This is a genomic window from Streptomyces sp. A5-4 (genome assembly GCF_051131715.1).
GTDB lineage: Bacteria > Actinomycetota > Actinomycetes > Streptomycetales > Streptomycetaceae > Streptomyces.
Map to the genome: position 1 here is coordinate 3,589,512 of NZ_CP178591.1, position 21,262 is coordinate 3,610,773.

General features: G+C 66.0%; 18 protein-coding genes, 1 tRNA gene, 1 rRNA gene, 1 pseudogene and 1 riboswitch. Of the genes and pseudogenes, 11 read left to right on the plus strand and 10 right to left on the minus strand.

The genetic code is table 11. The annotated features are described in order from the left end of the window. The first annotated feature begins 74 nt into the window (after positions 1-74). Together trmB and ACLLJJ_RS16420 are read left to right on the plus strand one after the other, a co-directional pair. Positions 75-872 (plus strand): tRNA (guanosine(46)-N7)-methyltransferase TrmB, encoded by a 798-nt coding sequence (trmB, locus tag ACLLJJ_RS16415; RefSeq protein ID WP_434591695.1) that lies wholly within the window; start codon positions 75-77, stop codon positions 870-872. A gap of 60 nt (positions 873-932) precedes the next feature. Continuing rightward, the gene (locus tag ACLLJJ_RS16420) at positions 933-2,396 is read left to right on the plus strand and encodes a PrsW family intramembrane metalloprotease (protein ID WP_434591698.1); all 1,464 of its coding nucleotides are present in this window, start codon (positions 933-935) and stop codon (positions 2,394-2,396) included. A gap of 72 nt (positions 2,397-2,468) precedes the next feature. Here ACLLJJ_RS16420 and ACLLJJ_RS16425 read toward each other — a convergent pair whose 3' ends face one another. From ACLLJJ_RS16425 to ACLLJJ_RS16445, 5 genes are all read right to left on the minus strand, one after another. Continuing rightward, positions 2,469-3,413, minus strand: a complete 945-nt coding sequence (locus tag ACLLJJ_RS16425; RefSeq protein WP_434591701.1) for an aldo/keto reductase — start codon at positions 3,411-3,413, stop codon at positions 2,469-2,471. A 73-nt stretch (positions 3,414-3,486) separates the two neighbouring features. Further along, positions 3,487-4,554 (minus strand): M23 family metallopeptidase, encoded by a 1,068-nt coding sequence (locus ACLLJJ_RS16430; RefSeq protein ID WP_434591704.1) that lies wholly within the window; start codon positions 4,552-4,554, stop codon positions 3,487-3,489. Positions 4,555-4,565: 11 nt separating this feature from the next. Further along, positions 4,566-4,701, minus strand: a riboswitch (cyclic di-AMP (ydaO/yuaA leader). 259 nt (positions 4,702-4,960) lie between these two features. Beyond that, positions 4,961-6,202 carry a PP2C family protein-serine/threonine phosphatase gene (locus tag ACLLJJ_RS16435; RefSeq protein WP_434591707.1) on the minus strand — a complete coding sequence of 414 codons (1,242 nt, stop codon included), beginning with the start codon at positions 6,200-6,202 and terminating at the stop codon, positions 4,961-4,963. Positions 6,203-6,448: 246 nt separating this feature from the next. Beyond that, positions 6,449-6,522: transfer RNA gene (locus tag ACLLJJ_RS16440), tRNA-Met, on the minus strand. A 1,594-nt stretch (positions 6,523-8,116) separates the two neighbouring features. Then, on the minus strand, positions 8,117-8,971 hold the full coding sequence (locus ACLLJJ_RS16445) for a DUF4231 domain-containing protein (protein WP_434591710.1): 855 nt from the start codon (positions 8,969-8,971) through the stop codon (positions 8,117-8,119). Positions 8,972-9,406: 435 nt separating this feature from the next. On the opposite strand from ACLLJJ_RS16445, the gene ACLLJJ_RS16450 reads away from it, so the two are divergent. Then, complete coding sequence (locus ACLLJJ_RS16450) at positions 9,407-9,970, plus strand: HD domain-containing protein (protein ID WP_434591713.1); 564 nt, start codon at positions 9,407-9,409, stop codon at positions 9,968-9,970. Here ACLLJJ_RS16450 and ACLLJJ_RS16455 read toward each other — a convergent pair. Next, positions 9,958-10,425: an NUDIX hydrolase gene (locus ACLLJJ_RS16455; protein ID WP_347117804.1), complete on the minus strand. Its 468-nt coding sequence runs from the start codon at positions 10,423-10,425 to the stop codon at positions 9,958-9,960. The genes ACLLJJ_RS16450 and ACLLJJ_RS16455 overlap by 13 nt on opposite strands. Beyond that, a complete protein-coding gene (locus ACLLJJ_RS16460) occupies positions 10,412-11,185 on the minus strand; it encodes a helix-turn-helix domain-containing protein (protein ID WP_434600438.1) in 774 nt (257 codons plus the stop codon). The genes ACLLJJ_RS16455 and ACLLJJ_RS16460 overlap by 14 nt, the downstream gene beginning before the upstream one ends. 96 nt (positions 11,186-11,281) lie before the next feature. On the opposite strand from ACLLJJ_RS16460, the gene ACLLJJ_RS16465 reads away from it, so the two are divergent. The 6 genes from ACLLJJ_RS16465 to ACLLJJ_RS16490 all read left to right on the plus strand — a co-directional run bounded on the left by ACLLJJ_RS16465 (position 11,282) and on the right by ACLLJJ_RS16490 (position 15,185). Then, on the plus strand, positions 11,282-11,974 hold the full coding sequence (locus ACLLJJ_RS16465; protein WP_434591717.1) for an HAD family hydrolase: 693 nt from the start codon (positions 11,282-11,284) through the stop codon (positions 11,972-11,974). A 107-nt stretch (positions 11,975-12,081) separates the two neighbouring features. After that, the gene (locus ACLLJJ_RS16470; RefSeq protein WP_434591720.1) at positions 12,082-12,984 is read left to right on the plus strand and encodes a radical SAM protein; all 903 of its coding nucleotides are present in this window, start codon (positions 12,082-12,084) and stop codon (positions 12,982-12,984) included. Between the two features lie 61 nt (positions 12,985-13,045). Then, positions 13,046-13,618 (plus strand): hypothetical protein, encoded by a 573-nt coding sequence (locus ACLLJJ_RS16475; RefSeq protein ID WP_434591723.1) that lies wholly within the window; start codon positions 13,046-13,048, stop codon positions 13,616-13,618. Continuing rightward, a complete protein-coding gene (locus ACLLJJ_RS16480; protein ID WP_434591726.1) occupies positions 13,536-14,189 on the plus strand; it encodes a class I SAM-dependent methyltransferase in 654 nt (217 codons plus the stop codon). Before ACLLJJ_RS16475 ends, ACLLJJ_RS16480 begins: the two co-directional genes overlap by 83 nt. A gap of 20 nt (positions 14,190-14,209) precedes the next feature. Continuing rightward, entirely contained in the window at positions 14,210-14,797 is a 588-nt protein-coding gene (locus ACLLJJ_RS16485; protein ID WP_434591729.1) for a class IV adenylate cyclase, read from the plus strand. A 28-nt stretch (positions 14,798-14,825) separates the two neighbouring features. Beyond that, complete coding sequence (locus tag ACLLJJ_RS16490; protein WP_434591732.1) at positions 14,826-15,185, plus strand: hypothetical protein; 360 nt, start codon at positions 14,826-14,828, stop codon at positions 15,183-15,185. A gap of 152 nt (positions 15,186-15,337) precedes the next feature. On the opposite strand, the pseudogene ACLLJJ_RS16495 reads toward ACLLJJ_RS16490, so the two are convergent. After that, positions 15,338-15,775 (minus strand): annotated as a pseudogene (locus tag ACLLJJ_RS16495) (mobilization protein); the annotation flags it as partial. Here ACLLJJ_RS16495 and ACLLJJ_RS16500 point away from each other — a divergent pair. Further along, entirely contained in the window at positions 15,656-16,921 is a 1,266-nt protein-coding gene (locus ACLLJJ_RS16500; protein ID WP_434591735.1) for a hypothetical protein, read from the plus strand. The pseudogene ACLLJJ_RS16495 and the gene ACLLJJ_RS16500 overlap by 120 nt on opposite strands. A gap of 824 nt (positions 16,922-17,745) precedes the next feature. Here ACLLJJ_RS16500 and ACLLJJ_RS16505 read toward each other — a convergent pair. After that, positions 17,746-19,797, minus strand: coding sequence for an ATP-binding protein (locus tag ACLLJJ_RS16505; protein WP_434591738.1), 2,052 nt, complete (start codon positions 19,795-19,797; stop codon positions 17,746-17,748). 297 nt (positions 19,798-20,094) lie between these two features. Here ACLLJJ_RS16505 and rrf point away from each other — a divergent pair. After that, positions 20,095-20,211: ribosomal RNA gene (rrf, locus tag ACLLJJ_RS16510) — 5S ribosomal RNA — on the plus strand. A gap of 44 nt (positions 20,212-20,255) precedes the next feature. On the opposite strand, the gene ACLLJJ_RS16515 is transcribed toward rrf, so the two are convergent. Continuing rightward, positions 20,256-21,245, minus strand: coding sequence for a BsuBI/PstI family type II restriction endonuclease (locus ACLLJJ_RS16515; protein WP_434591741.1), 990 nt, complete (start codon positions 21,243-21,245; stop codon positions 20,256-20,258). Between the last annotated feature and the right edge of the window lie 17 nt (positions 21,246-21,262).

A 21,262-nucleotide genomic window follows, 5' to 3' on the forward strand; every position in this document is an offset into this window, starting at 1 on the left:
GGGCGGGTAGGGGGAACAGCCCGCCGCAGGCGCACCCGCACCCCCGTACCCCGCCCCCGTAGAATCGACGCATTGTGTCTGAGTCTCCCGATACGCGCCCCGCCGCGCCCACCGCGCTCCCCGCAGCCCTTCACCGGCCCAAGGGTGAGCCCCGCTTTCCCGGTGGCCCCGCGCCCGACCCCGCCGGGTCTCACCATGAGCGGCGGATTCGTAGTTTCCAGCCGCGGCGCAGCCGGGTCACCGCCGGGCAGGTCGACGCGCTGGAGCGGCTGTGGGCCCGGTGGGGGCTGGACATCGACGGGCTGGACGTCCTCGACCTGGACAAGCTCTTCGGGGGCGGCGGGCTGCCCGTGGTCCTGGAGATCGGGTTCGGGATGGGCGAGGCCACCGCGCAGATGGCCACCGACGACCCCGCCACCGGCATCCTCGCCGTCGACGTGCACACCCCGGGCCAGGGCAACCTGCTCGCCCTCGCCGAGCGCGCCGAACTGACCAACCTCCGGGTGGCGAACGGCGACGCGATCATCCTGCTCCGCGAGATGCTTCCGCCCGCCTCCCTGGCCGGATTGCGCGTCTACTTCCCCGACCCCTGGCCGAAGAAGCGCCACCACAAGCGGCGCCTCATCCAGCCGGAGTTCCTGGACCTGGCGGCCACCCGCCTCGCGCCCGGCGCGGTGCTCCACTGTGCGACCGACTGGGAGCCGTACGCCGAGCAGATGCTCGAAGTGCTCACCGCGCACCCCGAGTTCGAGAACACCCGGCCGGACGGCGATTACGCGCCACGGCCCGCCTTTCGGCCACTTACCCGGTTCGAGGGCCAGGGTCTCGACAAGGGCCACGCCGTGCACGACCTGCTGTTCCGCCGCGTGTAGGCCCCGCCGGGGCTCAGGGCGGCATCGCCAGGTGTCAGTGCCGCTCGTTAGGGTCGACGGGTGTACGAGTCGCCTCCGCGCCCCCGGCAGGATCCGGCGGTCCCGGACTGTGAGCAGCAGCCGCAGTTCGCCGCCGTACCGTCGCGTGCGCACTGGCGTTATAAGCCCCGCCGCTCCTTCTGGCACAGGAAGGCGGTGCGCGCGGGCGGGGTGATCACGCTGCTCGCGCTCTGCGCCCTGGTGATCCTGGCCATCGTCCGCGACCAGACGGGCACCCAGGGCTTCCTGGTCGGTCTCGGCCTGGCCGTGCTGCCGGTGCCGTTGCTGATCACGGCGTTCCGCTGGCTGGGCCGGGTGGAGCCTGGCCCCTGGCGGAATCTGTTCTTCGCCTTCGCCTGGGGCGCGTTCGCCGCCGCTCTCGTCGCGATCATCGCGAACAGTTTCGCGACCCGCTGGATAGCGACCGCCACCGCGGATCCGGCCGGCGCCGACACCCTCGGCGCCACGGTGATAGCCCCGGTCGTGGAGGAGAGCGCGAAGGCGGCGGCGCTCCTGCTGATCTTCCTTTTCCGCAGACGCGACTTCAACGGGATCGTCGACGGAGTGGTCGTCGCGGGCTTCACCGCGACGGGCTTCGCCTTCACCGAGAACATCCTCTATCTCGGCAACGCCTTCGGTCAGGACCAGGAGATGGGCGCCTCGGGCTTCGCGTCGGTGACGGCGGCGACCTTCTTCGTACGCATCGTCATGTCACCGTTCGCGCACCCGCTGTTCACCGTGCTCACGGGCATAGGCTTCGGCCTCGCCGCGCTCGCGCCGCACCGGGGGCGGGTCCGCCGTATCGCGCTGCCCCTGCTCGGCCTGGCCTTCGCGATGGGCATGCACGCCCTGTGGAACGGTTCGGGGACCTTCGGTGAGTACGGCTTCTACGCGGTGTACGCCATTTTCATGGTCCCCGCCTTCGGTCTGCTCACCTGGCTGGCGGTGTGGACGCGCCAGCGCGAGCTGCACACCGTCTCCGCCGCGCTGCCCGCCTACGCGCGCGCGGGCTGGCTGGGCGCCCACGAGCCGCTCGCGCTGTCCTCCATGCGGGCCCGCTCGGTGGCGCGCGACGCCGCTGCCCGGGTGCACGGTGGCCGGGCGGCGGCTCGTACGGTCGCCGAGTACGAGGCCTTCGCGACCTCCCTGGCCTTTCTGCGCCACCGGGCCCGGCGCGGTCGGGTGGGCGCGGACTTCGCGGCGCGCGAGCAGGAGCTGCTGCACCACCTGTGGCAGCGGAAGGATGTGGCCGGGCCCGCGCTGGAGTACGCGGCGCGGGCGACGGGCCGGGTGTGGGCGGCGCCGCCGAGGGCGCCGTTCCACCCCGCCGCGCCCCACCACGCCGCGCCGCCGTATCGGCCCGCGCCTCCTCCGTACCGGCCCACGCCTGCCTACCGGCCCGTTCCGCCGCAGCGGCCCGCGCCGGGGCCGGGCCATGCCCCCCACCAGGACTACGCGGCGTACAACCCGTATCGGCAGCAGTAGCCGCCAACGGGCCGCCTCACGCGGACGGACGGACGGCGGACGGACGGCGGACGGACGGCGGGTCGGCGTCGGTCAGGCCGAAGCGGCCGTGAGCTGGGACAGCTCGGTGTCCGACAGCTTCAGCTCGGCCGAAGCCAGCAGGGCCGGCAGCTGCTCGACCGTCCGGGCACTGGCCAGCGGCGCCACCACGGTCGGTTGCGCCGCCAGCCAGGCCAGCGCGACGGTCGCGACCTCGGCGCCGTGCGCCGTGGCCACCGAGTCGAGCGCCACGAGCACCTTCTGCCCGCGTTCCGTCTCCAGGTGCTTGGCCGCACCGGTGGCGCGTGCGCTGTCGACGGTCGCGCCGGGCCGGTACTTGCCGGTGAGGAAGCCCGAGGCGAGTGCGAAGTACGGGACGGCGGACAGGCCAGCGGCGGCGGCGGTGTCCTGGAGTTCGCCCTCGTAGGTGTCGCGCGAGACGAGGTTGTAGTGCGGCTGGAGGGCGACATAGCGCGCCAGCCCTTCCTGCTCCGAGAAGGCCAGGGACGCCCGGAGGCGTTCGGCGCTGATGTTGGAGGCGGCGATCGCGCGGACCTTGCCGTCCTTCACCAGCTGGTCGAGAGCGGTGATGATCTCCTCGACGGGCACGGTCTCGTCGTCGAAGTGCGTGTAGTAGAGGTCGATGTGGTCGGTGCCGAGCCGACGCAGCGACTCGTCGGCGGCGGCCTTGATGTTCGTACCGGCCAGCCCCTTGTACGAGGGGTGGGCGCCGACCTTGGTGGCGACGACGACCTCGGAGCGGTTGCCTCGCGAGGCGAGCCAGCGGCCGAGGACGCGCTCGGACTCGCCGCCCTCGTTGCCCGGGGCCCAGGCCGAATAGGAGTCGGCGCTGTCGACGAAGTTGCCGCCCCCGGCGACGTACGCGTCGAGGACGGCGAAGGACTGCGCCTCGTCGGCGGTCCAGCCGAAGACGTTGCCACCGAGGGCGAGCGGGAAGACGGCGAGCTCGGAGCTGCCCAGCTTGCGGAGAGAAGTCATGGGTTGATCAACCGCATGGCGGGCACATGCATTCCCCGGCCGGCTCCGGGACTCCCGCAGCCGGCCCGAGGTCTCAGACGTTGAGGCCCTTGCCGCGCAGCCAGGACGCGGGGTCGACGCCGTCGCCGCCGGGTGTGTGCACTTCGAGGTGCAGGTGCGGGCCCGTCACATTGCCGGTGGCGCCGACGTTGCCGATGGTGTCGCCCGTGCCGACGTCGCCCGAGGTGACGCTCATCGAGGAGAGGTGGCAGTACCAGATCTCCGTACCGTCATCGAGTTCGAGGACGATGCGGTAGCCGTAGGAGCCCGACCAGCCCGCCGACTTGATGGTCCCGCCGTGCACGGCCTTGACCGGCGTGCCCGTCGGGGCAGCGAAGTCGAGCCCGGTGTGCTGACCGGAGGACCACATCGAGCCGGACTGGCCGTAGGTGGAGGTGAGCGTGTACGAGGAGGTCGGCAGGGAGTAGCTGGCGGCCAGCTTCGCGAGCCGCTTCGCCTCGGCCTTGGCCTTGGCCGCTTCCTCCGCCTTGCGCTCCTTCTCGGCGGCGTCGGCCTTCGCCTCGTCCTGCTGGGACTTCGCATCCGCCGCGGCCTGCTCGGCGGCGGCCGACTCGGCGGCCTGCGCGACGTCGGCGTCCGCGGCGGCCTGCTGCTGGTCGGCCTGCTGGAGTATGCGGGCGCGGAGCAACTCGCCGGCGTCGGTGGTGCCCTGCTGCGCGTCGGCGGTGCTGATACCGGCGGTGGTGAGCGGGGTGGCGGCGACGACCGCTTCGCCCGTGGTGACGCCGGAGTCTTTCGCGTCGCCGGAGAACAGGGCGCCTACGCCGGGAAGGGACTTGGCGTCGGGCAGCGAGTCGGTGATGGCGTCCGGAAGGGAGATCGAGACGGCCGGCTTGTCCTGCGCGGTGGCGATGCCGCCCGCGCCGACGGCGGCGATGACTCCGACACCCAGAACCGTGGAGCTGCGGGCGATGCCACCGCGCTGCTTGGCCACGCGGTGCTTGCCGCGCACGGGACGAATGGAGTCCTCGGTGGGATTCCACTCTTCCCAAGTACCCTCCCCGCGAATGAGGTCGGCGGGGTCGTTCGGCACCCCGTAGGGGGGCAGGGGGGCCACGGGGGCAGGGGTGTTGGACGCCACGGAGGCGTGCTCCTTTCCTTCCTTCTCGCCTACCGGGTTAGCTGACGGGTTCGGAGCAGGAAGGTCTCCTACGGGCCAGGTTCGGCCCGATTCACCCCAAGGAACATGGTTCCCCGGTTCCCTTGCGGAATTCGGCGCATGCACACGGTGTCGCCTCTTGCGACGACTGGGACAACCGCGCTGCGTTATCGAACGTTAATAGAGACCCGGTCCGGTTCCAAGCTGTTCCTGGTGATCGTTAACGTCTTCGCCACAGACTTAGCGGGACACAATCGGTCACAACGGGTCGAGTTGATCGACACTCAGCAAACATCGATTTCTTGACGGTTCGTCAATTGTTACGCGCAGCGGTGCGCTACGACTACGGAGCGTCGCAGCAAGGCGGAACGCGACCTTTCCAGCGTCCTCAGGGACCGGAGCGCGTCCCGGATCCATCGCCGGATTCATCGCCGAACCCACTGCCGGGCGCCGCACGGGGTGGCCCGCCGTCGGGCGCGCCCGCTGCCGCGCCTCCTGCCCCTGCCCCGCGCCCCGGCCCGCCCGCTGCCGCCGGTCTCTGCCGCTCGGCCCGCCTGACGATCTCCACGGTCCTGCGCCGGTCCTGCTGCCCCTCGGAGGGCCGCCCGACCGCCAGCAGCGCCATGTCGTCCGTGGACCCGCCACCGGTGTGCAGCCGTACGTCGTCGATGAGCGCGCCCAGCAGCTCCTCGGGCCCGGGAAAGATCCGGCCGCGCAGCCGCGCCTGCGGGTCGTAGAAGACGCCCGCCGCGTCGCGGGCCTCGGACAGGCCGTCCGTGTAGAGGAGCAGCGTGGCCCCCGCCGGGTAGGGGTGCTCCTGCGCCCGGTCCGGCCAGGCCCCCAGCTCGGCCATCCCCAGCGGCAGCGCGGGCTCGACCGGCTCGATGACGTCCAACGCCCCGTCGGCGTACAGCAGCAACGGCTCGGGGTGGCCGCGGTTGACCAGCCGTAGGACTCCACGGTCCCGAGAGATCTCGGCGAGCACGGCGGTGGTGAAGCCCTCGAACGCGTCGAGGCCGTCGCGCCGGGTCCCTTCGCGCGCCAGCGCCCGCTCCAGCCGCTGCGCGACGCCCTCCAGCGAGGACTCCTGCTCGGCGGCCTCGCGAAAGGCTCCGATGACCACCGCGACGGCCTCCACGGCGTCCATCCCCTTGCCCCGGACGTCCCCCACCACCAGGCGCACGCCGTACGGCGTTTCCTGCACGGCGAAGAGGTCGCCGCCGATGAAGGCGTCCGCCTGCGCCGCCTCGTAGCGCGCCGCGACGTACAGCCCGGCGATCCGGTCGGCGGGCGTGGGCAGCACGGCACGCTGGGCCGCCTCGGCGATCTCCCGGGCGGAGGCCAGCTCGCGGTCGCTGCGCCGCACGACACGGTTGATGACCACCGCGAGGGCGGCCACGGTGACCACGGTGACCAGCTCGGTGGCGGCCTCGACCTGTGTCGCGGTCTGCGTACGAACGTGCAGCCCGGCGATGGCCAGGGTCGAGGCGATCCCGGTCAGCACGGTGTTGCTGAGGGAGAAGAGCGGGGCGGCGATCAGCGGGGCGGCGGCGAAGAGGGGCGACGCCGTGAAGTTCGACGGGGTCATGAGGTCGAAGAACAAACCGCCGACGATCAGCAGTGCGGGCATAGCCCGGACGAACCGCCGGGTCGTACGGGCACCCGCCCCACCCGCTGTGCCTTGCTTCCCCACCTGTGGTCTCCTGCCAGTCCGCGCCCGGTTGCGGACGGTACCGCGCCCCACCCAGGCTGGCCGCAGCCGCGCCGGACGGCTAACCGAGGTCGGCCAATTGGGGGACGGACTGGCAGTGGGGGCGTACCGGGGCACGACAAAGGCCCGGACTCATTGAGTCCGGGCCTTCATCCACTACTTCAGTAGCGGGGGCAGGATTTGAACCTACGACCTCTGGGTTATGAGCCCAGCGAGCTACCGAGCTGCTCCACCCCGCGTCGGTAAACCTGACTCTACGCCATCCGTGGAGCACCGCTCCACCACTTTCCCCGGGGCGCCGCGCCACCGTGCCGCAGGGCGGTGATTTGGGGAGCGACCGCCGGGGCAGCCCACGGGGCATGGGCGGGGCGTGGCCCGTGAAACAGAATCAACCCCAGATCAGATGCTCCCTGACCTGGGGCTGAGCGGTAGGCCGTGTGGGACTCGAACCCACAACCAACGGATTAAAGTCCAGGAAGAATCATGCTGGGTGGTATCGACCGCACCCCTTCTGTCCTGTTTCCCTGGGTCAGCGAAGTTCGCCTTGTCGGCCAGTCCAGCCGATGATCGGAGGGTGCCAGCGCGTCCGCTCACGCATCCAGCCTTTCCGACCAGCGCACCTTTGTGTCACAAGTAAGCAAACTGAGACCACGGCGAAGGTAGCCAGATGAGGCCCGACTGCTGAGTGGTTCAGCTGGGAACGGACCGTGAGGCAGTCCACTCATGCCCTGCGGCGCTCCGAGGCGCACGGTGCCGTTCGCCGAGCACGAATCTTGCGGAGAACCTGTTCCAAAGGCTCACTGAAGCCCACGTGATGCACTTGAAACTCATCGACTTCCTCGGTCTCGATGTGCCGAAACGCCACAAGCTCTTCGATTGTCGCCGGGGCGTCGGCGAAGTACTCCTTGAGTGGAGTCGATCGAATCCCGGCGCCTCCTCCCATTCAATCTTGGCAATGATGGCACCCGAATCGATGTCGGGACCGTCATCACTCCATGTCTCCGTGTAGCCACCTTGAGGGAAATCACGTGCCGTTCAGACGCTCGGAAAGTCCCGCACGGTGCCAAGGGCAAAAGCGCTGGTCTACTCAACCGTTCTGAGCGGCCTTCAGGCGCGCCGGTTGGCGAGAGTGCGGCTCAGAGGGTGGGCGCTTGCCCTCCCGTTGAGGGGGCCGCCGTGATGGCCGCCCACCTGCTCTGCCTGCCTTGGCTCGCACCGCTGTTGTAGAACAGGGTGACTACCTGTTGGGCTTCTTGATCTATTCCATCCCGTAGAAGCTTCGGGTGTCCGAGCCGCCGGTGAGGAAGAAGCCCCCGGCAGATCGCTACATAGCTGCGGAACTACGAGATGTCCCCCGAGGAGCGGGGGCGGTTCTGAGCAACGATGGAAGCCGCGTCTCGTCCCGGCGGGAGCCGCCACTCAACTACGTGCAGGCCGGCCAACTCGATGATCTCCTCGGGCACACCCAACCGGTGCAGAGGCGTGGCTCCATGCCGGTCGAGCCAGGCGATGCGTCTCGCCTGCTCACGCGGCTCAAGGTCCCGCCACGAATCAAGGGCTACCCCGGGCTCTAGCGATGCACCCTGCGATCGCTGAACCACGACGTGCCGCACGAGCGGCATGTATTCCACCGGGTCCCGCGCAAGAGCAACAAGGCACCAGGCAGTCGAGTCGGACATAGACGCACCGTGCGCAGCCATGAGACGTCGAGCCCTCCACTGCCAGAGTGGGGCGAGGAGCCATCTGGCCCGTCGCGGCCTCACTTCCGATCCCCAGAAAGCCACGCCAAACGTCTGACCGCAGTGGAATGAGCCGAAGCACACTGAACGAACATCAGCTCGCACGCTCCTCATTCCCGGAGCTGGATGTTTCAAGCTGAAGCTCGCGCTTCCGCTGCTCTTCCTTCAGCCGTTCCACATAACGCGCAAACATCCTAAGCCGTTCAGCCTCAGGAAGTGGCGGCTCGCCATCACGGCCAGCGTATTCGTCGAGCATGAATTGCGAGGCATTGTAGTGCTTCTCGATATCATCTGCTGTGGATTGAAGATTGTATCCACGCTCGCGAAATTTGAAATAGCCGGTCACCCCTGCCGAAATTCCGACAAACGCACTGAGGGAAGCTGCAGAAATGCGCAACACCTGACTACTTCCCTCATTCATCGCCGCAAGCGTCGAGGTGACGATTGACCCAGTGATGATGACGCCCTGGAAGAAGTTATTAATCTGTCGATTCTTGTTCGCTGATTTCCGATATTGATCAATCAGATCAAGCGAGGCTTCGCGATAGATACGAAGCCCGGAAGGTGAGTCAAGAGGTAGCTTGGCGGCGGCAGTCTGTCGATCCTGGAGGGCATTGCGCAGCGCACCCGTTCGGTCGACAACCTTCTTGCGGTTCTTCCATAGTGCCCACCCCATCAATATCCAAAGACAGTTGACGATGATGAGGCCAGCCCAGCGAGTGAACACAGGCTGCGTCTTCCACAGCCCCACGATAACTGTGTAACCGAGGAGGAAGGTAAGTACGACCCCGCCCAGCAGACACAGAACATAGATTCTCTGGAAGGTCCGCGAGGTCCTCAGGTCATCTTCTATCTCGTCAAATTTCTTGACGCTACTTCGGTATTCTTCCTGCCGCCGAGCCTCATCTGCCTCAGAGATGCTATTCGGCTCAATACTTCCCTGACTCACTCGCAGCCCCCACCTAGTTCCAACCACCCCAGTGGCAACTGAAAGCCCGCAGCTTTCAGCGACACAAGTGGGCGATCGTAAAACTGGCCCCTCAAACGGGCAAGAGCGACTTACGATCCATTACTACACGGAAGAATCACGCCAAGATCTCTATGGCAAGAAATAACCCATCCCAACAGGCATGATTTTCATCGAGGTTAGATACAGGCCATGATCGAAATTTAACGATCCCTTACAGTTGGTTTCCGAGAAGAAATATTACTCTCCATGGGAAATGGATCGCGGGGTAGACAGGCGCACGCAGCTCCTGGTGAGACGCGTACGTCCTTGCTCTGCGCCCGGCCAGCCGATACCCATGGCACCCTGGACGCCCGTACGACGTGCTGCTTTGCACGCTTCGGAATGTGCGGCCCTGTATCCGGGAAGGTCCAAGCCATGAACGAAGCGCTGGCAATTTGGGCGTGTCAGGTAGCCGAAGCGGAGCTGAGTGAGCCGCTTCCTCGTCGGTGGGCACACTCGCAAGGCGTCGCGCGTCGCGCGGCCGAATTGGCGAAGGTCCTGGGCGATGACGCAGACCTGCTGGCGTCTGCCGCTGTGCTTCACGATGTGGGCTACGCCCCGCGGCTGGCCGTGACCGGCTTTCATTCGCTGGATGGCGCCCGGTTCCTCCGTGACGTCCATGCTGCGGATGAGCGGCTGGTGCGGTTGGTGGCGAACCACTCGCTGGCGTTTCTGGAAGCTGAGGAGCGGGGGCTGCGGGGCGTGCTGGAAGCCGAGTTTCCGCTGCTCGACGACCAGCGGCTCGTGGACGCGTTGGTGTACTGCGACATGACGACGACGCCCGATGGGGAACGCACGTCTGCTGAGGCCCGGCTGGCGGAGATCATGGACCGCTACGGAGCGGGCAGTCTGGTGGGGCGGTTCATCCGTAGGGCATCGCCGGAGATTCTTGCTGCTGCCGGGCGGGTGGAAGCGGCGCTGGCGGCTCAGCCCAGGTAGGGGTACGTACCCGCGAGGTAGTCGCCTATCTGCTGGCGCATGCTGCGGTGGATGTCGTACTGGTCGAGGTCGGCGGGCAGGACGAAGCGAACGCCGTCTGCCTCGTCGTTGATGGTGGGCTCGCCTCCGACGGGGCGGCCGATGTACGTGTTCTCGTACTGCTGGCGGATCTCGCCGTCGGTGTAGGCGACGATGTGGTTCGGGTTGGTGTAGACGCCCAGGAAGTCGGTGATCTCGGCGATGATGCCGGTCTCTTCCAGGCATTCCCGTACCGCGCACTGTGCGGCGGTCTCGCCGATGTCCTGAGCGCCACCCGGTAGGGCCCACTGGCCCGTGTCGCGCCGGCGCTGGAGCAGGATGGCGCCCTTGTCGTCGACTACGAGCAGGTTATTGGCCGGGACGAGGGTATTCGCCTTGGGCGCCTTGGGATCGTTGTAGTACTCAGTCCTGCCCACGTGAAGAGGTCCCCTCCTGGTCCGGCGTCCAGGACCGTGCGTTGGCCCAGACTGCTTCGAAGCTCTGAGCGTAGTTGTCGAACCACCCCGTGGCGTCGACTCTTTTGAGATGCAGTAGCGGATTGGCGCTGGCTGGCTGACCCCAGACATGCGGGTTGACCAGCAGTTGGTCGTCGTAGCGGAACAGGGAGGTGTAGAGCGTGGTGTCATGCAGCCGGATCTGGCAGCCCGCCTCGGACAGCAGGGGGCGGTAGTAGGTCAGGGAGGCGCGGATCTTGGCGGCGAGGGTGTCGCCGATGCCTTCCTCGCGGCCACGGATGGCTGCGGCCTGACCGTTCGATCTGCCGAAGCACAAGCGAATTTGGACGCCCTCGGCCGCGCGCTCGGCGAGCATCTTGGCGACGTGCGGGTTGGACTGGGCGAAGAACGTGCCGGAGAAGACGAGCACGCTGATCTGCTCCTGGGCTCCCTTCAGCAGAGAGAGCCACGTGTCCCGAGGAACGCTGGCGCGGTTTTGATAGGTGCCGACGAGCTCGATGTCCAAGCCGACAGCAGGTTGGCCCGCGTTCGACAGCAGAGCGGGCCAGAGGAACGTCTCCTCCACCCTTAAGTGTTGAGCGGCACGGAATCGGTGGCGTGGGTGTGGGACGCGTCCGCCGAGCCAGCGACCGACGGTCTTCGGGTCTACCTCGCAGGCTTCGGCGAGCGACTCTGGTGATACGCCTCGTTGTGCGAGTACGGAGTGCAGTCGCTCGTTCACAGCGCCATACAAGCCGAGACGGCCGGTGGCGGGCAAGGACGCTACGTAACGTTCCCGAAGAGCTGGCGCCGCGCTTGGGTTATTTACGCTGTCGGTATGGAGCTCATCGTCCTGTGGGACATCGACCACACGCTCATCGACAACTCAGGCGTGAGCAAGGAGATCTACGCTGCTGCGTTCGCGGCGCTGGCGGGCGCCGAGCCGGCTGGTTCGGCGCGGACAGAGGGCCGCACGGACCGTCTGATCATGCGCGACATGTTCCAGCGAAATGGGCTGCCCGAACCGGACTGGGCAGCAGTCGAGGCTGCCCTTGCCCACGCTGGAGCGCAACGTGCACACGATCTCAGTAGGCGCGGAACGGCCCTGCCGGGTGTACGCGATGCCCTCAAGGCCGTCTCGGTGCAGGAGAATTGGGTCTCATCTGTTCTGACCGGCAATATCGCGGCCAATGCGCACGTGAAGGTATCGGCCTTTGACCTTGCCCCCTTGCTCGATCTGGCTGTCGGCGCTTACGGCGCCGATGCCCTCCAGCGTCCCGGCCTCGTAGCCGTCGCCCGAGAGCGCGCCCAGAGGCTTCGAGGCGTACGGGAAGACGTCCCTGTCGTGCTCGTAGGGGACACGCCGAGAGATGTCGAGGCTGCACTCGTCACAGGCTCTGGAATCATCGCGGTCGCTTCTGGCGTCCACAGTCCCGAGGAACTGGCAGCCGCCGGCGCCTCTGTGGTGCTACCGGATCTGACGGACACCCCGCATGTTCTCCGGGCCCTGGAGAGCTTCGCGGCACACTGAAAACGTCCCAGGACGTCCTCGGATCGTCCGGATACGCGGTGATGCGGTCCGGTGTCATTCCGTCAGCATCAGGTCTCCCACCAGGCAACTGCCCCAAGGAGACGCACATGATCGGGGAAGTCACCGGGATTCGCAGGATCCGGATGCTGTACCTACAGCTGCTCTACCGCTGCAACTTCGAGTGCCTGCACTGCTTCCACGGCAAGAGGCTCCAGCACGCCGATGCCTTCACCGCGGACGAGGCAATCAACCTCCTCACCCTCATGCGCGATCAGTACGCCACCGAGGCTGTCACCTTGCTGGGCGGCGAGCCGTTCGTCTACAGAGACCTCACCCCGGTCGTCCGGTATGCCAAGCAGGAACTGGGCATGCAGGTGGAGATCTGCACCAACGGCTACCGGATCGTGCGCCAGCTGACGGAGATCGCCCCCGACCTGGACCTGCTGCGTGTCTCGCTGGAGGGCGTCGGCTCGACCAACGACCACATCCGCAAGCACGGGAGCTACCAGAGTGCGCTTAGCGCCCTCGACACCGCCCGCGGGCTCAGTGTCCGCACCGGTGCGACCATGACGGTCACCTCGCGCAACATCGACGAGGTGCTGCCGCTTGCCCGAACCCTGCAGTACTACGGGGCAGAGCAGTTGAAACTCCACCACCTCCGTCCGGTTGGCAACGCAGCCGCTCATCCCGAGCTGCTGGTCACCGACCCCACGGCCTACAACCGCCTTCGAAGCGAACTCGCAGCAGCCGAGCTGACCATCGAGGTGATCGTCGACGAGGACTTGTCCGAGCACGGCGCCCCGGAGCTCTGCGCTCCTGAGGGAGGCCCCAAGGCCATCGAACGGATCGAAGCCGACCCGCGTGGCGCACTGACCATGTCCTGCAAGGCCGTAGGCAAGGACTCACACGCCTTCTGGTACGACAAGCTCGCCGGCCACATCGACCACCGGCCGTCCGCCACCGACGAACTCACCCTCGCGGTTCCGGACGTGGTGTACGGACGTGTCTGACCAAGCGCCGTTCGAGTGCCTCGAAGGTCTCCGCGGAACTGGCAAATCGACTCTCGCGCCCATGCTTGCGGTCGCCCGTGGTGCCGTCCTGGTCCCGACCGTGCCGCTCACCCACCAAGCCTTGCGGCAGGAGGTGGACCGGCTGGGGAACGTCGAGGCCCGAATGTGCTTCTACCTCTCAGCCCTGTTCACCGCGGCTGTTCAGATCCAGCGGTACCTGTCCGCCGGCACACCGGTCGTCGTCGAAAGCTACTTCGCCCGTTGCCTGGCCAATCACCTTGCCTTCGGGGCCGATCTCTCCGTGGCGCTGCCGACTGACCTGCCGCAGCCCGTCACCTACTACCTCGTCTGCGCGGAGGGTGAGCGTCAGCGCCGCCTCGCCAGGCGCGAGAAGCCCGTTTCCCGTTGGGATGCCCTCGCGGAGATCACAGCAGATCAGATCACTGACGCCTACACCTCGTTCCCGATGCACCACGTGGACACCACCGGACTCACCCCCGGCAAGGTGCTCCAGGCCGTCCTGACCGCCAACCCGCAAGGAGAGCAAGCCAGTGCAGACACCGAGCATGTGGCGGCACACCCTTACCTTCTTCCCGCAGTTCCTCGCCATGCTGGAGGAGCGTGCCGGGCCTGACTCCACTGTGGCGGTCATCGGTGCGAGCGACGGAAGGCTCGTCCTGCCCCTGGCTGCGGCCGGCTACCGCGTCATCGCCATCGAACGCGACCCGCTCGCCCTTCACGGCGGCGAGATCCAACTTCCGGGTGACAAGACCGGTCACGCGATGGGGCTGATCGACCGGCTGAGGCACGAAGGGCTCCACGACCGCGTGCAGGTCGTAGAGGAGGACTTCCTCGCAGCGGAGCCTGTGACCGACCGCTGCGACGCAGTCTGGACAAGCTGCTCGTGGCATTACAGTGCCAACCACCACCGCCCGTTGGGCGAGTTCGTCGACCGCATGCAGCGTCTGGTCCGGCCTGGCGGTCTGTTCGGCGCGGAGTTCATGATGCCCATCGAGCAGCGCCACCACAGGCTTGAGCACTACACGTCCCCGGAGAGGCTCCGGCAGTTCTTCATCGGTGACTGGGACGTTCTGCTCACTCTGCGGACCAACGAATTCACCGAGCAGGCGCACGTCGGACAGTTGCAGGACCACACCCATCGCATGGGCCTTCTCCTCGCTGCCCGCGCATCCACCCCCTCCTAGAGCCACGGGAAGAAGGACACATGAAGCACGAGTACGAGGCGAAGTTCCTCGCCATCGACGTCGCCGACCTCCAGGCCAAGCTGACCGCTCTCGGAGCCGTCCAGGCGTTCCCACGCACCCTCCTCACGCGGAAGATCTTCGAGAACGACGCCCTTGAAGGTGGCGCCTGGATTCGCCTGAGGGATGAGGCCACTCGCTCCACGCTCACGCTGAAGCAGGTCACCGACCCCACGACGATCGACGGCACCACCGAAATCGAGACGGAGGTCTCGGACCTGCACGCCATGGCTGAGATTCTCCGCAGCGTCGGCTTGCGTGAAGTCCGCTACCAGGAGAACTACCGCGAGGAATGGCGCCTGGGTGAGGTCGCCTTCGACTTCGACACCTGGCCGGACCTCCCCACATTCGTCGAGATCGAAGGTCCCGACGAGGCATCGGTCCGACAGGCGGCAGACCTCCTCGACCTCGACTACTCGAAGGCCCGGTTCGGCAGCGTCGACGAGATCTACAAGAGCGAATCCGGCCGCGACATCCTGGCCGAACCCACCCTCCTGTTCGCCGATATCGACAAGCAGGAGTCAGCCAGGGCAGCCGCCCCGAGCGAGTGATCGCGAGGGTTGAGTTGTGTTTATGGACATGGCCACGACGCCCCAGGTCATACCCGGCATCGCTGAATTCGCCCGCGGGGGACTGCCCGCAGCAGCGGATACCGACGACGGCAACACGTGGATTGACGGCTACTGCTGGCTCTACTGCGGCCGTAGCTGGACCCGCGTCCTGTGGATCGGTCCCGTGACCATGGCCGGAGCCCAGGCAGCGATGTACGCGTGTGGCCCGTGCATCCGAGCCCTACAGGATCAGGTCTGGCAGTCCATACTCCTTCGCGATGAACCGACCCGTCTGGCCCCGCCGAGCACGCTGACGACGGCCGAGCAGCCCGGCGGACGCCACGTTGGGAAGCATCGCGCGCGGGGCGGCCTGTTGCGTCGTGGATGAGGCCGAAGGCGGATCCCAGGGAGCCTGTGACACCTCTTCACAGCGAAAGCTCCGCGCGCATAGGAGTGCTCCGGCTGCTGGGCCGGTCACCGCGCCTGGTGACCTGCCCAGCAGCCGTTGTTGCTCAGGTGCCTTCGCCTCGACGGTGGCTTCTAACGACGATGACGGTGCTGTCGGTCTGCTGGTGCGGCAGGGGCCTTTGAAGCGGGTTCTGGCCTTGAGGCTTGCAGCCCGGTGGCCTGTGTCGTGGTACGGCGGCGGGCTGCTTCGGCACGGCGGTTGGGGGCGGGGTCGCGGCTGGTGTGCTGGATGCGGGTGATCAGGACGCGGGCGGCCCTGTGGGCGGTGCCGAGCTCTCGGCGGGCGGCGGCTTCCTTGAGGAGTTGGTGGGGTTTGTGGCCGCCTGCTTCGGCGTCGGCGAGGACGGTGGCGAGGGCTGGCCATCCGGGGTCGGCGAGGATCCGCTCGGCGTGTTCGGGAACGGCGGCGCGTACGTCGTTGGCCAGGGTGCGACGGGCTTCCTCCTTGGGACGGCGGGCTTCAAGTTCGGTGAGCGTCTGAGTGAGCGCGTCGTCGGCTGCGGACTGGAGGCGCGCTCTGATGGCAAGGAGGCGCGGTTTCCCATGGAATCTTCGCCGTTCGAGGCCAGCAGCACACTGTCGAGACTGCATGTCACTCCGTCTCTCAACGTGCTGCTGGCCGTCACACGTGCAGGCGACGACATTCTCTTTGAGCTGCCTCGGCGCGACGGCGCACAAGATCAACTGGCCGGACGCCTCGTCGTGTATCTCGACCAGAACAAGTGGAGCGAGATCAGCAATGCCTTCCACACGCCGTCAAAGGTGAGCGAGGCCAGCCGTAGTGCCGCTGAAAAGCTGGTGCAGTGGGTGGTAGAGGGAGGCATCGTCCTGCCTGCATCCGCCGGCCACTACTCCGAAACCACGAAGCGTTTCGACACCACCAAGCGATACAGCCTCGGCTTGACGGTCTTGAAGCACAGCCGAGGCTGGCAGATGCGAGATGCCCTGCAGACGCGGCGCGACGAAATCCATGACGGGTTTTGCCAGCGGTCGGGGCAGCTCACGAAAGTCCGCTCAGCCCCCGTTTTTACGCTGTCCCCGGACGCCTTGTACTCATCCACTGCGCGCGGCATGCAGCACTATGCGGCGCCAACAACCTTCGAGCCAGCTCAAGCCTTCGCGACGGAGGCTTTGGTCTCCGCGACGGTATCGATCGACACCATGCTGGACACCGAGCGCATCGAGCCGGGGCCGGACACAGGCTGGGCCGATTCGAATCAACGTTTCAGCGACTGGCTCGACGAACAGGATCTCGACTCCCAGCAGAAGCGGAAGGCCATCGATGCCTTCTTACTGTCGGACATCAGTGCGGAACTGGCCGAGGAGGCTCATGCGGCAGCCCTCCCCGTCGACGATTTCCATCGCTGGATACTGAACGAGGCAGCCGATGACATCCGCAGTTTCCCGGCGCTGGGGCTCTTCCGCGAGATGCTCCACAACCGGCATCTCAACAAAGGCACCAAGTGGCGCCCAAACGATCTTACGGACATGGTCTACCTGTCTTGCGCAGCGGGTTACGCCGACTTCGTCGTGTGCGAACGGCACATGCGCGATCCCCTGACTCACGGTCTTAGGCGCATGGGGCTGAAGACGCAGGTCTACCGCCACCTTGCCGAAGCCGTAGATGCCATTGAAGAGGCGCTGGCAGCTCCATAGCCGACTGGCTGGGCTGTGCGCGCCCCAGCCACCGGCCAGCGTTCTCACAGCCGACAGGCTCCGCAGAACCGCATCAGTAGCGCCTGCTGTCGGGCCGTCCGCTCATGCATCGCTCACGCATGAGGGCGAGAAAGACGAAGCGCCTCGACCGGCCGAAGCCGATCGAGGCGCTAAGTAGCAGGTCAGAGGGGGTAAACCCCTCCCTGCATCAGGTAGGCCGTGTGGGACTCGAACCCACAACCAACGGATTAAAAGTCCCGGCAGGATCCTGCCGGGCCTTCCGTAAGCTTCCGCGCTGGTCCAGAAATACCTGGTCAGAGACGTGTCGCTTGCTGTCCGGTCCAGAACTATGCGTGCCGTGTCAGCACGTCCGCTCACGCATCGCTCACGCAGCCAGGTCTCCGTTGAAGAAGGCCGGGGCAACACGCTTTCCAAATGTTCGTCCGGGGGTTCGACGATGCGCGGGAGTGTTCTGACCTGCGGGCGGAGTGTGTGGGAGCGGGCTCTGTGAACGGTGCTGTACGTAATTGAATGCAACCAGGACTGCAACCATGACTCCGGTGGTTCTGCGAGGTCAGCGCCCCGTTCGCAGCTGTGTCGACTGCGAGGCCGTCGCCTCCGGAGTTCGACCCAAGATCTATGCACTACGAGGCCCCACAAAATCATGACGCCGGGACCGGTGATCACACCCGGTCCCGACGTCCCTGGGGGGCAGAGCCACATCGCTCTCTGTCGATCTGCCGCCCCGTACACCTTGTGCCAACCCCGCCCGGTCACGCTTTGCTGACGCACACTGGCGGGAGCGCGTCCTGGATCTGCTCTCGCTACTCGCCGACAGCCCGCATCGGCAGGCGGATATGGAAGGACGCGCCCCCCAGCTCCCCGTACGCGTCAGCCGACAGGGCCCCCTCCTCAACCACAGACCGCGTGCCGCACATGTCAGCCACGGCATCCCGGACAATCGTCAGTCCGAGTCCGGCGCTCTCGGACCCGCCGCCGGTCACGCCCGGACGCCACATCTCTACGAAGTCGACGTCGACAATGCCCGGGCCTGAATCCGAGAAGTGGACAACCGCGTGGCCGTCCGCAACCCGAGTGCGAACCACTACCGCGCGTTCTCCCAACAGATCACCGGCGCGAGCGAATGAGCTCATAGCGTTGGCGGCCAGGTTGAAGACGATCGCTTCCAGGTCCGAAACTGAACCCGCAACAGGGATCGACTCGTCCCAGAACTCCTCGTTGAGGGCGATTCCACGCCGCTCCAACTGGGGGCGCACCGCACTCAAGGCATGCTTGACCACCTCATTTAGGTCGAGGACCTCGACACGGAAGCTGTCCGACCGGGCCGCTCGCCTAGCGATTCCCGCAAGTCCGACTGCCCCGAGACCAGCCTCGCCGACGTCGCTTTCAGCTGCTGTCTCATGCGCGAACGCGACAGTAAGGATCCCGGCCGTGGCAAGGGAGCGATACAGCAGGTGCTCTCGTCGTATCGTCGGCAAGCTGGTCTCTTGACGCTGAACAGGGAGGCTTGGCGACAATGTCAACAGTTCTGGCTGCGACGCAGTCTCCAAAGCCCCACGGCCGCCTGCGGAAGCCCTGGGCGCCTCGCGGCGGTCGTCGATAGGGGCGGGCTCGGCGTGGCGAACGGGCGGAGTCATTCCTAGCCGCTCACCCTCACGGATCCTCTTCCGTTCCCTCGCTGCCCACTCTGTGGCACTTCGGGAGAATTCACGAAGTTCAATGAAGGCGGCATTCTCCTGGAACCCCATTCGGTCCGTTTTGGGGATTAGGAGACCATCTGGGTCGTCTACCGACACCCGCCCGATGCTGTTGTTGGTGGAGGGGCGCAGCTGCGGGTTGCGGGCCCGAAGGAGGTTCAGGTCTAGCCAATCGAAACCCTGGTCCCCATAAGGATGCACGCGCAGCCCTCGGTGGAACAGGTGAACACCCCCCACGACCCGCAGCCAAGGACGCAGCTCTGCGAACTTGACCTTCGACGCGCGCCGTTCGAACGAACGCTTATCCAGCAGGAACATCCACAGCTCGAAGGAGGCAGCCGGCGCCTGATATCGCAGAGGGGGTTGCAAGCGACTCCCACGGCTGTCCGGCGCGACGTCGATGTGCTCCCCTCGGGTAATTACGCGCCCTTTCCAGTCGTAGAGCACGGTACTTGCGTACCCCTGCTCGTCTAGATCAGCTTCGAGTTTGTATTCGTATTCATTGAAGAAGCTTCGATTTACAGCGTCGGAGACCTGATCGAACTGCGGGGCGATGAGCGTCGCAGTGAAACCCGTGTCCTCGTCATCGAAGAACCCGGTGAGCAGTCGCATGGCACGGGCAAGCCGCTCCATCTGCTCTTTGTCGAAACCCTGTCGCAACTGATGCACAGTCAACGAAGTGCCGGGGGCCTTCGACGTTGGTTGGCTGACAATCGCGAGTTCGACCTCCTCGACCGAGCGAACCGAGTCATAGTCAGACCAGTCGATGACGAGCTTGTGCTCCACGCCAGGCTCACCACGCGGGCGCGACAACAACTCCACCCGGCGCCCAAGGCGCAGCGCCGCCAGCCGGCCCAGGCCCTTCTCTCCGATTCGACGGCGGTTGGAGCGGCTGCTATCTGGTGCGCCAGACTTCGACGACCTCCCGATAAGGAGGAAGCCCTCGCGGATGTCCTCGGCCGTCATGCCGTCGCCGTCATCCTCGACCACAAGTGTGCCGCCGGGCTGAGTGGCGTTGTGGAGCTGGACGATGCTCTTTGTCGCATCCGCGTCGTACGCATTACGGACCAGTTCGATCACCCCGAGGTCTGGGTGCGGGATCAACTCCTCGCCCAGGCGGATCAGGATCTCGGGTGCAAAGCGCAGATGAGTGCTCAAGCGTCTCTCCTTGGGTCGGATCCGCCCACGTCAGGAGATCTCTGGAGGCACGCAGCGTAGCCACCCGCAAGCACAACGCATGGCCAGTGGCTAGATAACTCCCTTGCCACGTTGCGCACTTGGCTGATTCTCGCCCATCGGCGACAGGCAGCCCAAGGGTCGCCAGCTCAGTTCCCTGCACTCGGGGCTTCTGTCGGCTGGGACACCCGGCCTGCTGGGGCGGGACGCCCTCCGCCATCCATCCACCTGTATACTGATCGCACGAAAACGCTCAGCCCTAGGGGTTGCGTAATGATTTTCGGTGACCACAGCGGTGGGGAAACGCCCGGCAACATTCCGAACCCGGAAGCTAAGCCTGCCAGCGCCGATGGTACTGCGAGGGGGACCTCGTGGGAGAGTAGGTCGTCGCCGATATCTTCTTGAGGGCCGCTCCGCTTTGCGGGGCGGCCCTCGTCGTTTCACTGATGCTGGTCGTACGGCCCCAGGAAACGCTCGCCGTTGAAGTGCACCATGTGCGTGCTGTCTTCTGCGACCCAGACTTCCGTCTCCCAGGCGATGTCGGCCGCGAACTGACGGAATTTTTTCTTCGTCTGGAATGCCGTGACGAACACCAGACCCGGGCGAGCACCCTTGAAGAGTTCCTTGAGCTCGTCGACCCGCTTGCCGTTGACCGGCCCAGTTGAGGTGACTGCCTCCACCAGCACCAGCCAGTCCTTCTCGGTGTAGTGGATCACTACGTCCGGCATCTTGCCGTGCGGGTCCACCACGACGCCCAGCTCTGCCAGGTACTCCGGTTTCTCCACGATCCACTTGGATCCGGTGTCGCCTAGATAGACGACCGTGCCGCCGGGAGTGAATTGCGGCGCAAAGGACTCGACGATGTCTCTGATGAGGTCGCTGTGATCGCCGGAACTCAGGGACGTGACGGTTCCATCGGGAAGCACTACAGGGACGCGGTGGGCCGCCCGTTCGGCAGCCCACTTATCGCGCAGCTTCCCCCACTCCTTATGGAACTCTTCCAGCGCGATATCCCATGTGGGTGTCCCAAAGGATGCGAGTGCCTTCACGGCCAGAGGGCTCGGGTGATAGCGGTTGTTCTTGTCGTTCGTGGCCCTGCCCGGTGCATCGGAATTCTTGAAGAGGACACCGGCGGACACGAGCTGATGCACGGATTCCTTACGGACCGACTCTCGACTGTTTGGCGCATACCTGATCGGGTCCTTCGTCCCCTTCGGGATGTCCGGATAGTGATCAGCCATCCAGTCCATGCATTCGGTGATCCCGAGGGTATTTACCTTGGCCTCTGACCAGCCCTGCGCTGGGCGGAGGTCGAACATCGAGAGCAGCACCAGGGCAGTTCGGGTGTTCTGCTGCTTTAGGGGCATCCCTATCGCCGCAAGAATTTCCTTCGCTTCCTCAAGCTTCTTCTCTTGCTGCGCTTCTGTCACTCGCTAGCCCTCCCCAG

What these genes read in the sequence shown, in the direction of transcription:
- ACLLJJ_RS16490 (WP_434591732.1), top strand. Translation starts at nt 14,826, where the DNA reads ATGGCCACGACGCCCCAGGTCATACCCGGCATCGCTGAATTCGCCCGC.
- ACLLJJ_RS16425 (WP_434591701.1), bottom strand. Translation starts at nt 3,413, where the DNA reads ATGACTTCTCTCCGCAAGCTGGGCAGCTCCGAGCTCGCCGTCTTCCCG.
- ACLLJJ_RS16435 (WP_434591707.1), bottom strand. Translation starts at nt 6,202, where the DNA reads ATGCCCGCACTGCTGATCGTCGGCGGTTTGTTCTTCGACCTCATGACC.
- ACLLJJ_RS16465 (WP_434591717.1), top strand. Translation starts at nt 11,282, where the DNA reads ATGGAGCTCATCGTCCTGTGGGACATCGACCACACGCTCATCGACAAC.
- ACLLJJ_RS16475 (WP_434591723.1), top strand. Translation starts at nt 13,046, where the DNA reads ATGCTTGCGGTCGCCCGTGGTGCCGTCCTGGTCCCGACCGTGCCGCTC.
- ACLLJJ_RS16485 (WP_434591729.1), top strand. Translation starts at nt 14,210, where the DNA reads ATGAAGCACGAGTACGAGGCGAAGTTCCTCGCCATCGACGTCGCCGAC.
- ACLLJJ_RS16470 (WP_434591720.1), top strand. Translation starts at nt 12,082, where the DNA reads ATGATCGGGGAAGTCACCGGGATTCGCAGGATCCGGATGCTGTACCTA.
- ACLLJJ_RS16450 (WP_434591713.1), top strand. Translation starts at nt 9,407, where the DNA reads ATGAACGAAGCGCTGGCAATTTGGGCGTGTCAGGTAGCCGAAGCGGAG.